The 13467-nt window shown below is 32.6% G+C and carries 13 protein-coding genes; 3 read left to right on the forward strand and 10 right to left on the reverse strand.

The window, feature by feature from the left end; all coding sequences use genetic code 11:
- Positions 1-26: 26 nt before the first annotated feature.
- The gene (locus tag CA2559_RS04875) at positions 27-2681 is read right to left on the reverse strand and encodes an AsmA family protein (protein WP_013186736.1); all 2655 of its coding nucleotides are present in this window, start codon (positions 2679-2681) and stop codon (positions 27-29) included.
- Positions 2682-2716: 35 nt separating this feature from the next.
- Complete coding sequence (locus tag CA2559_RS04880) at positions 2717-3412, reverse strand: queuosine precursor transporter (RefSeq protein ID WP_013186737.1); 696 nt, start codon at positions 3410-3412, stop codon at positions 2717-2719.
- Positions 3413-3552: 140 nt separating this feature from the next.
- Between CA2559_RS04880 and folK the strand changes: the two genes are divergently transcribed.
- Positions 3553-4704: a 2-amino-4-hydroxy-6-hydroxymethyldihydropteridine diphosphokinase gene (gene folK / locus CA2559_RS04885; protein WP_013186738.1), complete on the forward strand. Its 1152-nt coding sequence runs from the start codon at positions 3553-3555 to the stop codon at positions 4702-4704.
- A gap of 5 nt (positions 4705-4709) precedes the next feature.
- Here folK and CA2559_RS04890 read toward each other — a convergent pair whose 3' ends face one another.
- From CA2559_RS04890 to CA2559_RS04920, 7 genes are all read right to left on the reverse strand, one after another.
- Positions 4710-5714, reverse strand: a complete 1005-nt coding sequence (locus CA2559_RS04890) for a metal-dependent hydrolase (RefSeq protein ID WP_013186739.1) — start codon at positions 5712-5714, stop codon at positions 4710-4712.
- Positions 5715-7490: a MutS-related protein gene (locus CA2559_RS04895; protein ID WP_041240916.1), complete on the reverse strand. Its 1776-nt coding sequence runs from the start codon at positions 7488-7490 to the stop codon at positions 5715-5717.
- Positions 7491-7552: 62 nt separating this feature from the next.
- Positions 7553-7927 carry an MmcQ/YjbR family DNA-binding protein gene (locus CA2559_RS04900; RefSeq protein ID WP_013186741.1) on the reverse strand — a complete coding sequence of 125 codons (375 nt, stop codon included), beginning with the start codon at positions 7925-7927 and terminating at the stop codon, positions 7553-7555.
- Between the two features lie 2 nt (positions 7928-7929).
- Positions 7930-8397 (reverse strand): YcxB family protein, encoded by a 468-nt coding sequence (locus CA2559_RS04905; protein ID WP_013186742.1) that lies wholly within the window; start codon positions 8395-8397, stop codon positions 7930-7932.
- Positions 8397-9014 carry a DUF4230 domain-containing protein gene (locus CA2559_RS04910; protein WP_013186743.1) on the reverse strand — a complete coding sequence of 206 codons (618 nt, stop codon included), beginning with the start codon at positions 9012-9014 and terminating at the stop codon, positions 8397-8399. Before CA2559_RS04910 ends, CA2559_RS04905 begins: the two co-directional genes overlap by 1 nt.
- 125 nt (positions 9015-9139) lie before the next feature.
- Complete coding sequence (locus CA2559_RS04915) at positions 9140-9886, reverse strand: cyclase family protein (RefSeq protein WP_013186744.1); 747 nt, start codon at positions 9884-9886, stop codon at positions 9140-9142.
- Between the two features lie 96 nt (positions 9887-9982).
- Positions 9983-10327, reverse strand: a complete 345-nt coding sequence (locus tag CA2559_RS04920; protein WP_013186745.1) for a MotA/TolQ/ExbB proton channel family protein — start codon at positions 10325-10327, stop codon at positions 9983-9985.
- A gap of 211 nt (positions 10328-10538) precedes the next feature.
- Here CA2559_RS04920 and CA2559_RS04925 point away from each other — a divergent pair, with 211 nt between their 5' ends.
- Together CA2559_RS04925 and CA2559_RS04930 are read left to right on the forward strand one after the other, a co-directional pair.
- Positions 10539-11591, forward strand: a complete 1053-nt coding sequence (locus CA2559_RS04925) for a sensor histidine kinase (protein ID WP_041240917.1) — start codon at positions 10539-10541, stop codon at positions 11589-11591.
- Complete coding sequence (locus CA2559_RS04930; RefSeq protein ID WP_013186747.1) at positions 11584-12294, forward strand: LytR/AlgR family response regulator transcription factor; 711 nt, start codon at positions 11584-11586, stop codon at positions 12292-12294. The genes CA2559_RS04925 and CA2559_RS04930 overlap by 8 nt, the downstream gene beginning before the upstream one ends.
- A 6-nt stretch (positions 12295-12300) precedes the next feature.
- Here CA2559_RS04930 and hemW read toward each other — a convergent pair whose 3' ends face one another.
- Positions 12301-13431, reverse strand: a complete 1131-nt coding sequence (gene hemW / locus CA2559_RS04935; RefSeq protein WP_013186748.1) for a radical SAM family heme chaperone HemW — start codon at positions 13429-13431, stop codon at positions 12301-12303.
- Between the last annotated feature and the right edge of the window lie 36 nt (positions 13432-13467).

Raw genomic sequence — 13467 nt, forward strand, 5'->3', positions numbered from 1 at the left:
AGTATTAAGTGCGTTATTTATACTCTTTAGTTTACAGAATCTTTGGCTTTTGTTTTCTTCTTACCAAAGAGACCACCTAAAATATCTTTTGCTGCATCTTTTATCGCATCCTCATTAGTTTTAGGTGTACCTGCTTTAACACTATCTTGTTGTACTGTGGTACTATCCTTAGGCTTATTACCACCTAAAATATTTCCTAAAAGGTCTTTTCCTTTATCCTTAAGATCATCTTTCTGCTTATCTATTATACGTTGTGTTAAACTGTTTACTGCAGCTTGTGTATTTAAGTTTACTTTAGGGCTATTAAATGTTCCTGTAAGTCCTATAGGTAAAGCAACTGTCATTGTTTCTCGTTCCTGTGCACTAAGCTTAGAAAGCAAGCCACTAACCTCACTACCCATATACTTAGCAGGGACATCTAAAGTAACATTATAATTCATATTTTGATCTAAACCGTGTGTGCCTCCAGCAGTTACTTTAATTCCTTTTATATTAAAATCGAATGGTTTTACTTGTATGTTTCCATTATCAAAAGTAAGGTAGGTTTCTAAGTTGTTTAGATTAAGATTGTCAAGATTTAAAAAGGCTACATTTTCAGACAACCGTGCTAACAATGGAGATTGTTCTGCATTTACTTTAGCGGTTAATACTTTTGCAAATGCATTTCCGGCAATGGTTTGTAATTGCGGCGTTAGGTCACCATTAAGATTACCATTTAATTTAATGTTTGTGTTTAAGGCGCCTTGTAAAGCTTTTGCAATTGGAGCTAAACCTTGAAGTAAATCTAAACCTTTAAATGATTGGTCTATGTCTATGGAGTTTAAATCCAAATCCATTGTAAATGTTGGTGTGTTTCCTTTTGTATTTACATTTCCATTTAAGGCAATGTTTCCTCCAAAAAGACTAGATTTTACATTGGTTAAAGATGCTTTTTCATCTTCAATAGCAATAGTTCCTGTAGCATTAGATAACTCAATGTCATCATAAATTACTTTCTTAACATTAAAATTCATTGTTGCAGCTAAGAAATCTGGAATTTTAATTGCTTCATTGTTATTAGGAGTAGTAACTGTATTTTCTGAAGTTGTCTTGGTAGCGGCAGTATTGTCTTCAGCTACCATAAAATCACTAACCTTAAACGTATTTGAGTTTACATTAAAATTACCTTTTAGATCTTGCTTAGACATTAAAAAAGGAATAAGGTTTTGAATACTTCCTGTTGCCGAAATATCTGTTTGGCCACTTGTTGCAGCAAAGCTGTTTAAAGAAATATTTCCAGGTTTAAAGCTTACATCGGCATTAGCAACTTTCAATTCGTTAGGAATGTCTGGAGATTTATAGCTGAAGTTTTTTAAGCTTGCTGTACCATTACTTTTAATGTTCTGATATTGCTCACGCTCTACAGAATTCATATCAAAGATTGTGGTTAAGTCTGTAGTAAACCTTCCATTTAAATCTTGTTCAAGATTAAGAGGATAAACTTTCTCAATATTTGCTAAATCTAGAGAACCTTTAAGCGATAGGTTAACCAACATATTCTCAGTTAAATTTCTAAAGCTTCCTTTTGCGGCAAACACATCTTGATCTATCTTAAATGTTAGGTTACCTATGTTTATATAAGTGTCTTCAACAATACCAGTTTCATTTTTAATATCTGCATTTATTGTAATGTTGTTTACACGTTTAGGTAGCTCTGCATATTTAAATGAGGCATTGCTTGAGCGTATCTTTATGTCTAATGTAGGAATGTGTGTATCGTCTACAATACCTTTAATTTTTCCATCTACTATAAAATCTCCAGTTGTATCTACACCATCTAAGTTTTTAGAATAGGTTTTGGGTATAATAGCTAAGAAGTTTTTAAAGTCTGAAGATGGTGTTTTAAAGGTAATGTCAATATCATTGTTATCTTCATTTACCTGTACAAACCCATTAAATGTTAATGGGAGTTCATTAATTTTTGCTTCATTTTCTAAAAACGTATACTTCTGTTTGTCTAGGTCTAGCTCAAAATTAGCATCTAATGTAATGGTATGGTCTTCTAGATAGTTTACGCCATCTAAATCTAAAGAGACCAAAGCATTAGTCTGTGTTTCTAAAGTAGATTTAGACACAGATAAATCTCCGTTACCTACGTGATTTACATCTTTTAGCTTGAAAAATGTTTTGGTAGATTCATCTAAATAATTAATTCGAGAATCTTTTATCTCATAATGAGATAAATCAAAAGTAAAACCTGAACTTGTTGTATCTGTAGGCGTTTCAATAGTTTGGGGTTGCTCTTTTGCTATATCATAGTTGGCATTACCTAAAGAATCTACTTTAATATTAATGTATGCTTTCTCCAGATTAAGCTCATCTACTTTAATTTGTTCATTCTCCTTTTTTAAAAGTTGCTTTATACCCATTTGTAACTCTAAGCGCTCACCACTTGCTAAGGTGTCGCCTTTAAAAGGATCGTTATTTACTACGCTAAAGTCTTTAATAACAACGGTAGCATCTGGAAAAGAGCTAAACAAAGTTAAATCTAGGTCGCGCCACTCCACTTGAGCATTTACGTTATTATTTATAGTCTTCTTGATAAGTTTTTCTATAGTGCCTTTAAAAAGAAAAGGTGCTGCAATTAATCCTATGACTAGGATTAGAACAAAAATCCCGAATATTTTAAGTATTTTTTTCATATAAATGGTCTAATATTTTAGACTGCTTTTTTTAATTAAATTTCTAACTCTTTTGTAGGTGTTAAGTTAAAGTACTTACGCATTGCAAAGACGGCTGCATAAAGCAAAGGTGTATCTAAAGCAGCAATTAATACTTTAAATAAAAATCCGCTAATTAGTAATTCTGTGAAAATATCCCAAGGCAAAATCTCGAAAGAACATAACAAGAATAGCACACTAAACGTATCTACAAATTGAGATAAGAACGTTGAAAAGTTATTTCGCAACCAAAGGTGTTTTCCTTTAGTAAGGCGCTTCCAAAAATGGAAGATCTGTATATCAATATATTGCGCCAATAAGTATGCCATCATCGAGGCAAAAACAGCTATTGCAGAGTTTCCGAATACTTTTAAGAATAATTTATCATTTATAGGCGAATCTGTCAGTGCTGGTACACTGGCTGCCACCCAAATAATGAGTAATGAAAATACAGAAGCAAATATGCCAGTGGTCACTACTTGGTTAGCCCGCTTTTTTCCATAAATTTCTGATACAATATCTGTTATAAGAAATGTAATAGGATAGGGTAATATACCTACTGAAATCTTAAAGGTATAAATGCCAAAAAAGTCCCAAGAGAAAAACTTCTGAAATATTAGATTAGAAACCACCAAAGAAGTGATAAATAATGCTGCCAATATAAAATATATTCTCTGAGCTAATAAGCGTTGTGATAAAGATAATTCTGTCATTACCACAAAGGTAAATTTCAAAACCTCAAGGTTATATTAAAATTGTGTGAATAATGGAGGGCAACTGTTATAAAAAATCTGGTAATTTTAGGTTTGTTCTCTAAACTTGCATTGGTTGTAATTGGTATCTTCGCAATTTCATGGCATTACCAGAACAACATCTTGTATACTTGTCTTTGGGCAGTAATTTGGGCAATAGATTTGAGCACATGCAATACGCATTAGATGCTCTTTTTGAAACTGTTGGTCACGTTTTAAAAGTCTCGTCGGTATATGAAACACCAGCTTTTGGTTTTAAAGGAGATGCCTTTTTAAATATTGCGGTGTCTTTGCAAACTATATTGTCTCCTAAAGATTTAATGGCTGAAATACTCTCTATTGAAACACATTTAGGGCGCATAAGAACCAAAACTAAAGGTTTTGCATCTAGACCAATAGATATTGATATCCTCTTTTACGAAGATTTGGTAATAGAAACAGAATTGCTCACAGTGCCACATCCTCATATGGCCAATCGTAAATTTGTGTTACAGCCATTACTAGATATAGGTGCAGAAAAAGTACATCCTAAACTTAATAAAACAGTTACTACACTGTTTCAAGAATGTAATGACGACTCTGTTTTAGACAAGCAACCAAAATGGTTGAAAAACCCTAGTTTACAATTTAACTTCAAGGCATTTAATTATCTTGCTATCGAAGGTAATATTGGTGCTGGAAAGACAAGTTTAGCAACAAAAATTTCAGAAGACTTTAATGCTAAACTTATTTTAGAACGCTTTAAGGACAACCCTTTTCTACCAAAGTTTTATGAAGATAAAACACGTTATGCATTTCCTTTAGAGATGAGTTTTTTGGCAGATAGATATCAGCAATTAGCAGATGATATTGCTCAATATGATTTGTTTACAGATTTTATAGTTAGCGATTATGATGTTTTTAAATCTTTAATTTTTGCTCAAGTAACTTTACAGGAAGATGAGTATAAATTATACAGTAAGCTGTTTTATATGATGTATAAGGAATTGGCAAAGCCAGATGCTTACATATACCTTTACCAAAATACAGATCGTTTATTAGCAAATATAAAGGAACGTGGTCGTGAGTATGAACAAAGTATAGACGCTAATTATCTATTAAACATAAATAAGAGTTACTTAAACTTTATTAAAAGCCAACCTCAAATGAATGTTAAGGTAATTGACATATCAGAGCTTGACTTTGTAAATAACAGAGCAGATTATTTAAGAGTTTTACGTGAGATTTTGAGTACTACTCAAAGTGCGGTTTAATTATATTAATTTCCCCAAATTCGATTCCAAAGATTGCCTAAAACAGTCTTCATTTCTTCAGAGTTTCGTTGTGGCTCTTCAATGGTTAATCCATTTTTAGTTTCTACGAGTTTGTAAGAAAACGCAAAATTAAGAGTGTCTGCATAAATATCATAAGCACCAAAACGCAAATCGTTAAAGTAGAGTTGTTCTCCTTTTTTAGAAACAGCATACCAACCTTCAGAAATAGTTATTAAACGACTCAGTGCTTTTTTGTCTTCAACTTTATCTAATAGTTGATGCTGTTTAGGGACTTTAATAAAAGAAATAGACTGAGTGTCAAAGATTGAATAATCTGCTAATAGATAATGGTTGCTGGCATCTATATTAGCAGACCATAACAAACTATTAAACGGTGCTGGCCTAGTGTCTATCTTAGTGTAGTTAATATTTTGATTGTCAAGTGCAGTGGTGAACTTAAAGTAAGTAACACCTTTTAAAAGTAATGTAATTACTAGATAGCTAGAGCTTAATATTAAACCGAGTGTGTTAACACGCTTTCGTTTTTCTGAGGTTCTTGGCAGTCGCATTGCTAAAATTACACAGACTAAAAAGGGTAAAGTGTATAAAGGGTCTATCACAAATATATTCTGATAAGCTAACCTTAAATCGAAAGGCCAAAATAATTGTGTTCCCCAAGTTGTATGTGCATCTAAAAGTGGGTGTGTAACTAATCCCCAAAAAAATAACCAAGACCATTGTTGCCAAGTTGCCTCTTTGGTTTTGTAATAGAGTTTTGAAATTAACCAACCCAATAAAGGAGCCATACCAATACTAAATAATATGGAGTGACTTATACCACGATGTATTTCAATTGCAGTAATAGGATCTAAAAAGTTACCTGCTAATGTATCTAAATCTGGAATTGTACCTGCAATAGCACCCCAAAGCATAGCTTTGTTTCCTACTTTCTTACCAAGAACAGCTTCGCCTACAGCGGCACCTAAAACAATTTGGGTTAAACTATCCATTTATGAGTCTATAATCTGCATTTTCTTTAATAAGAACGAGGCATTCATGTTTTGACAAATTCCGTTTTTTAAGGTGTAATCAAAATGCAACTCGTTATCTTTAATTTCTGCGTCGAAATAGTAATTATGTACTTCGGGTAAGTTATTGGCAACCTCACATAGACTTAAGTCGTGTGTAGCAATTATACCTGTGGAGTTTGTGCCATTTAATTTTTCAATAAACTTTTTAGAACCTATGGCTTTGTCTGTTGAGTTTGTTCCTTTTAAGATTTCATCTAAAATTATGAAATAATCATCCTTAGCAATTTCATCTACAATAAACTTAAGACGTTTTAATTCTGAAAAGAAGTATGAGGCATCATCACTAAGTGAGTCTGTAGTTCTCATACTCGTAATAAGCTTAATAGGATTGTAGGTGCAGGTTTTTGCACAAACAGGTAAACCACAGTTAGCCATAACAACCATAAGAGATACGGTTCTTAAAAATGTACTTTTTCCGGCCATATTTGCACCTGTAATGATAAAGAAATGACCGTTTTCTATATGAAACGAATTCTTTACAGCCACCTCACTAGCCATTAATGGGTGCGCAGCATCTTCTACATTAAATACAGAAGGTTGCTCTGTTATTTTTGGGAAAGTAAACTCTTTATGGTTAAAGCTAAAATTACCTAGGCTGTTGTAAGCATCAAACACAGCAACAACCTCAAACCAATCTGAAACTTGGTGTTTGTGGGCTTTTATCCATTGCTCAATTTTGTAAGATTGAAAATTATCCCATTGTAAAAAGCCGTTGCCAAAAATGCCAAAAAGCATATTGTTACGTTGGTCTAAAGCACTTAATAGTTTTGAGAAACGAGATAATACTAGTGATGCTTGCTCTTTCTCGGTTACTATTTTAGCTTTTTGTTCTTTTAAAAATTCAGAAGAAAATTCTGTAGCTTCAATTTGCTGAATAAGTTGATAGTATTGCTCAAATAAGCCTTGTATCTTAGAAGTGTGAGAAGAAAGCAGGTTTACTTTCTTTACAAATAATCCTGTTATTGCTAAACCAACAAAGAACCAAAAGCCTACAAGATAAACTGAAACAATATCAAAAAAATAAAGCGCAATTAAAGTAATTGAGATTCCGCTAAAAACAAATGGTAGCCAAGTAAACAATTTTGGGATTGCGGGTTTGTAGTTTGCAAGCCATGTCTTTACAGTTTGTGTGGTAATTTCAGTCTTTACCAAGCTTGCGGTTGCAGAAAAGTTTTGGCGCCATTCTGGTTTTTCAGCAAGTTCTTTTATAGCTTCTTGTTTTATTGAGATTCTATGTGTCTCGTTAGCTTTAAGATACTCTGCTAACTTGCGTGCTCCTTCTGTTAACGCAGCTCTGTTTAAATATTGAAAAAACGATTGTGGTCCAAATAAATCTATATCGTGACTATAATGGTGAGCAGGATCTATATATTCTGAACCGTTTGGAAGCTTAGAGTAATTACGGTTAAGTACTTCTAATTCAATTTCATTTAAAGCCACTAATTGTCTTAGCTTGTCGCGTTTTGCCTGTAAATTTGAGTGACGCGACACCAAAAATAAAAACACAGCTATAATCACAAAAATGCTTAATAAAATAGCTTGAGTGTTTGGGTAAGACGCATATACTACATAGGCGCCAACTATAAATACAGCGAGTCTTAACATACTAGACCATAAAAGCTTGGTCTTTAATTGAGATAAGGCTGAGTTATGGGTCTCTAATTGACCTTTGTAAAATTTTTTAGCTTCTTGCATAGCTGCAAAAGTAAGGAATTGAAAGCTCAAAACTCACCTAATTAAATCTGCTGAATAGGGTTTTAAGAATCTAGATTGTTAAGCGATTCTTTTTGTTTTTTTGTGAGGTTGGCTACAACTAAATCGTAACTGTAATCTATTAGAGTAATGAGACGTTTTGCAGGGACATTGCTATTAACATTTACACTGTTCCAGTGCTTTTTGCTCATATGGTAAGCTCCGTAAATATCATCAGGAAACTCATCTCTCAACTCTAAAGCTTTATCTGGTTCGCACTTTAAATTTATAAATTGATTTCCAGACTCCCATTTTTCTAAACCTACTAACGCAAACATTTTATTCATCACTTTAAATACAAGCGTATGCTCATCAAAAGGAAACTCTGCGGTGGTTCCTTTTTTAGATAGACAATAGTTTTGTAGCGCTTCAATATTCATAACTAATAGGTTGTAATTAAGTTATTTAATTGAGAGGCTTCTTGTGATGTAATTTGCGCTTTGGGTAAATGCAAGACTTCATTTTTAGAAGTTCTTAATGCATAGTGTGTTTCATTTTGCTGAACACTTTTAAAAAATTGGTGTTCTAATTCTGAAACAGCATCATCTTCTTGTAAAATAATTTTGTCTGGTGTTATTTGAAATTGAAAGGTATACCCTTCAAACAAACGTGGTTTTAAAAACGGAATTATAATAGGTTTTAAGGTATAATAAATACCGAAAACTAAAGTGAAACCAGATAACGATTGTATGAAGCTAGACTCTACAAAATAGTAATTGTACAAACTTAGCGCTATAATAAAGAGACCACCAAAACGTCTCATAATCTTAAGGTATGGCTTGCCTACTTTATAATAGTTGTTTCTATAAATTGAAATACGTTCTGCTTTAGTAAGTGTAATGGTGCTCATTAATGTAGTTTTTTAATGTCTCCTTTTTCGCCATCTATAGCTAATGCAGAGTAATCTAATTTCCAACCTATAGTTTCAGCTAAGCTTTCCATTAATAAGATGCTATTTAAGGCTTCTTTCTTGGCTTGCTCTAACAATCCACTTTCTGGAACTTTATCAATTATATGTTGTTTGGCCTCGCGGTTCATTTCTGTGAGATCGTGGCTTGTAAAAGGGTTTGCCCAACCTTCACGCTTGTCGTAAAATTTCACATCACTATCTATAGTTAAAATTTCAGGTTGTGGAAAGTTTGAAATTTTAACCAGTTTTTGTTCTGGATCGCTTGTAAGTTCAATCTTATTTAAATCGAACCCAACGTGTGCCTTTGCATTAATAAGTATAATTGCTTTTTTTCTGCCAATAAAGTAATCTACCCATTTGTCTTTTAGGCTTTTGTAATGGTAAATTTCGGCAAAATCACCTTCTACAGTTACCAATTTACAAACACGCTTCATCTTCTCTAAAAGTACAACGCTTTGTGTGTCTGTACGTTTACGAGAATTGCGTTTAGAAAATGCATTAAAAATAAAATAGGCGACAATTGCGCCACCAGCTAAACCGAGGAAAAGTAACTCCATAGACTACAAAGTTAGTAGTTTTTTAAATATCATGGCAGTATCTATAAGCTTCAACAAGTACGAGATGCAAAAATAACTTCTTATCTCTAAAAATTTAAATGGATGAGTTTGTGGTATAGTCTGTTTTATAAAATTCTATAAAGAACAGGTTTGCTTGGTGAGGCATCATTCTCAAAAGAGGCAATTTGTAAATTGAGAATATAGTCTCCATCTTTTACAGCATTTGGTACATAGATTAGTTCTGTGATAGTGGCATTAAACCTTGTGTCATTAGGATAATTCCAGAATGCATGATGTGCCAATAACTCTCCACCATCTTTTTCTTTATCCACACTTGGTAAATCTATAAGCAAGTGCTGTACACCACAACGCCTAATATATGCTGCTGCTTTTTCTGTGAGATACGGCCAATTGGTATTGGAGTATTGGCGTGTTTTCTTTTTAGAGGTATTGGGCAGCGTTCTTATAATAAGTGCTTCGGCTTGATGTGGTTTAAAAAATGTTTTTATCTGTTTCTTAGACAACACAAAGTCTTCGTTACGTTGTTCTGGAACTATAGAAATTACTTTAGCTTTAAACATATATGTTTTTAAGCTGTTGTTAATGCTATGAAACTGTTCTGTAATATGGCCAACACATTCTGTATGTGTTCCGTGCGCGTGAGGATTAAACCAAATGTTGTTAAAGTTTACATCTGCGCCCTCAGAAACTTTACCAACCCATTTTTTATCTGAAACAGGCTCTATTTTTGGGGCTTTTAAATACCAAGCTTCTGGATTGTTATTACCATCTTTAAGAGGTAAAGAAATATCTATAGGTGCATTAAAATCGACAGTGTAAAGTGATTCTTTATGTTTTATGGTGGCGCGCACAGCGAGTATATTTTTTAGAGTTCAGCTAAAGTTACATGAAATAAAATAAGCTCGCTATGTGAAATAGCGAGCTTTATTAAATTTTTAACCCTAACCTTATTTCTTAAGGTTTAGTATAATGATAAACAATCTTCCAAATATAAAAGTAAACAATCCGAAAACGGTTGTAAGAAAAGCAATTTTTAAGCCGCCTGCCATTACGCCTTGCGATACACTGCCAGCACCTTCTATAGCATCAAAAGCTTGTATAAGGCCAATAACACTACCTAAAATTCCCCAAGCTAGAATAAATAATGAGATATTACTAAGCAATGTGATAGTATGATCCTTATTTGCTTTTGTAACAAGTTGCCTAACAAATAGAGCAACAAGAATTATGAAAATGAATACTATTGGCCACATGAAGAAAGGACCACCTTCGTTAATACGATCTAAAAGCATAATACTGTGTTTTAATGATTAATAGGTGTCTAAACTAGGCACTATAAAGCTACATTATTTTTATTTGCGACCAACAACCAATTTATGAGTGGTTTTTACAGCATCTTGTATAAATTAATTATTAATAAACTTGTTATGACTGAAAACCTTGTTAAACCAGTCATTCGTCTCAAAAGTTATAAGTATTGCTCAATTTTTAGCATCTTGCAGTGTGGATATATTAAAATTCAATCAAACTAAATTTTTAGCATCTCATATTCTTTTATGGGTAGGTGTTTGGTTCTTTTTTGTGTATTTCTTTAGTTACAACTCTTCAAACTCACTTTACGTTACTTGGTTTTCTAGTATTTTGTTACCCTTAACAATGGCAACAACCTATACTACTGTTTACTACCTTATTCCTAAATATCTATTAACTAGAAATTATGGGTTATTTGTACTATACTCTACCTACACATTAATCTTTACATCTTATATAGTTATCCTTACAATGTTTGGCAGCTTTATGCTTTTGTCTAATTTTAATGTAGTGGATATGCCGCCTATGAGTAGAAACTTTGTGTTTATACTTATTTTAGTATACCTCATAGTAGGTCTTGTAAGCTTTGTAAGCATACTTAATTATAATTTTAAGACGCTATCAAAAAATAAAGCCTTAGAGAATAAGATATTAGATGCACAGCTAAAAATTAAAGACCAAGAATTACATTATTTAAAGAAGCAAATTCATCCTCACTTTCTGTTTAATTCTTTAAATACCATTTATGGATTTTCACTGAAGAAATCTGAACAAACTCCAGATGTTATACTGAAGCTATCTAATTTGCTAGATTATATTTTATACCAAGTACAACAACCTAAGGTAGCTTTAAAACAAGAGATTATACATATTGAAGATTATATTAGTCTTGAGCAAATTCGTTTTCAGGATACCTTAAAAACTAAGGTAAACTACAACACCTTTAATCCTAATCTTGAAATACCACCTATGCTGTTTTTACCATTTGTTGAAAATGCATTTAAGCATGGCGCAATCCTCAATGGTTTCTTACAGATAGAGATGACAGTAAATGTGCAGACAGCTAGCATTGAGTTTGAGATAAAAAATACAGTAAAATCTAAAACACCAGCTAACGGTAATGGCTTAGGATTACCAACCATTAGAAAGCGATTAGACTTGTTATACCAAGATAATTATGAGTTAAACTCTAGCTTAGTGAATAACTGGTATACTGTTAACTTAAAATTAAACACCAATGTCTAAAACATTTAATGCTATAATAGTAGATGATGAGCCTATTGCTAGAGACATTATACGAACGCATTTAGAAAAGCTACCACAACTACTAGTTATGGCAGAATGTAAAAATGCTATCGATGCTTTGGCAGTCTTAAAAGCAGAACATATTGATGTTGTTTTTTTAGATATTAATATGCCCGAAGTGTCTGGTTTATCTTTTGGGAAACTCATAAATAAAGATGTGAAAATAATTTTTACAACGGCACATAGAGAATATGCTGTTGAAGGCTTTGAGCTTCAGGCTGTAGATTACCTTTTAAAACCAATTTCCTTTGAGCGCTTAAAAAAAGCTACAGATAAATTAACAGGGTTTGTACAAGAAACAGAACAAGAAATTAGGGTTAAAACAGATACACCTTCAGATTTTACTTTTGTAAGAGCCGATCGAAAAATGGTTAAAGTAAATTTTGATGATATTAGCTATGTAGAAAGTTTGAGTGACTATATAAAAATACATACTAATACAGATACAGTAGTTACTAGAGAGACAATTTCAAACTTTGAAGCCAAGTTGCCTAAGCTTCAGTTTATAAGAACACATAGGTCTTTTATTGTTTCAATCTCAAATATAGTGTCTTTTACAAATGAGTATGTTGAGGTGCCAAATAAAGCGATTCCTATAAGTAGAAGCTATAAAGAAGAGGTATTGTTAAGATTGCAGAATTAATAAGTGCTATTTTAAATTCAGCATAAATAATTCTGAAGCAATTCCGTCACTTAAAAATTTACCTTTTTTTGTTACAATAATGGTATCTCCGTCTAAAAATAAAAGATGATCTTCTATAAAATATTTGGCCTGTTGTAAGACGTAAGTTTTAAAATTTAGGCCAAATTCCTTTTCAATTTTACTAAGTGAAATTCCCCAAATGGTGCGTAAGCCTGTCATGACATATTCATTGTACCTGTCTGTAACAGATAACGTTTCAACCTCATTAGGGATAATTCCTTGTTGTATACTTTTAATGTATTTTGGATTGTTATTTATATTCCAACTTCGTTGTTTGCCATTATAGCTATGTGCAGAAGGACCTATGCCAAGATAAGATTTACCTGTCCAGTATGCCGTATTGTTGTTAGAGTGATATCCTTGTTTTCCAAAGTTTGAAAACTCATAATTACTATAGCCTGCTTGTTGCAGTGTTTCAACAAGAATATCAAAATGTTGTTTTGCTAAATCATCATCAACTGGAGGCACAACACCTTTTTCTATAAAGCGTTTAAGTGCAGTATTGGGCTCAACAGTAAGCGCATAACTAGAAATATGTGGTATATCAAGTTGTAGAGCAATGTTGAGATTCTCTTTCCATTTTTGGGTTGTCATTCCTGGAACCCCATAAATGAGATCTATTGAGATGTTATCAAATTCAGTTTTTGAAAATTCAATACATTGTAAGGCTTCTTTAGCATTATGAGCACGATTCATCAGTTTTAAATCGTCTTCAAAAAAAGATTGAATGCCAATACTAAGCCTATTAATTTTAGATTTTCCTAACTCTGTAATTTTGTCTTTGGTTAAATCATCTGGATTTGCTTCAAGCGTAATTTCAGGAGTTTCAGAAACGTTGTAATTAGTATAAACAGTTTCAATAAGGCTATTTAACTCTTCAGCAGAAAGTAGAGAAGGTGTGCCGCCGCCAAAATATATGCACTCCACAGTATTGGTAAGCTCAACTTTACGAAGTGATAATTCTGTTTTAAGAGTATTTACAAGCTCATCTTTTTTCTTTAATGAGGTAGAAAAATGAAAGTCGCAGTAATGACAGGCTTGTTTGCAGAATGGAATATGTATATATATGCTAGACAATGAAAGTAATTAATGTTATTAGTTAGCTATTTTATG

The organism is Croceibacter atlanticus HTCC2559 (genome assembly GCF_000196315.1).
GTDB lineage: Bacteria > Bacteroidota > Bacteroidia > Flavobacteriales > Flavobacteriaceae > Croceibacter > Croceibacter atlanticus.

Bases quoted from the DNA above. Each gene is read 5' to 3' on its own strand.
- CA2559_RS04875 (WP_013186736.1), bottom strand. From the start codon at position 2,681: ATGAAAAAAATACTTAAAATATTCGGGATTTTTGTTCTAATCCTAGTC.
- CA2559_RS04880 (WP_013186737.1), bottom strand. From the start codon at position 3,412: ATGACAGAATTATCTTTATCACAACGCTTATTAGCTCAGAGAATATAT.
- folK (WP_013186738.1), top strand. From the start codon at position 3,553: ATGGCATTACCAGAACAACATCTTGTATACTTGTCTTTGGGCAGTAAT.
- CA2559_RS04890 (WP_013186739.1), bottom strand. From the start codon at position 5,714: ATGGATAGTTTAACCCAAATTGTTTTAGGTGCCGCTGTAGGCGAAGCT.
- CA2559_RS04895 (WP_041240916.1), bottom strand. From the start codon at position 7,490: ATGCAAGAAGCTAAAAAATTTTACAAAGGTCAATTAGAGACCCATAAC.
- CA2559_RS04900 (WP_013186741.1), bottom strand. From the start codon at position 7,927: ATGAATATTGAAGCGCTACAAAACTATTGTCTATCTAAAAAAGGAACC.
- CA2559_RS04905 (WP_013186742.1), bottom strand. From the start codon at position 8,397: ATGAGCACCATTACACTTACTAAAGCAGAACGTATTTCAATTTATAGA.
- CA2559_RS04910 (WP_013186743.1), bottom strand. From the start codon at position 9,014: ATGGAGTTACTTTTCCTCGGTTTAGCTGGTGGCGCAATTGTCGCCTAT.
- CA2559_RS04920 (WP_013186745.1), bottom strand. From the start codon at position 10,327: ATGCTTTTAGATCGTATTAACGAAGGTGGTCCTTTCTTCATGTGGCCA.
- CA2559_RS04930 (WP_013186747.1), top strand. From the start codon at position 11,584: ATGTCTAAAACATTTAATGCTATAATAGTAGATGATGAGCCTATTGCT.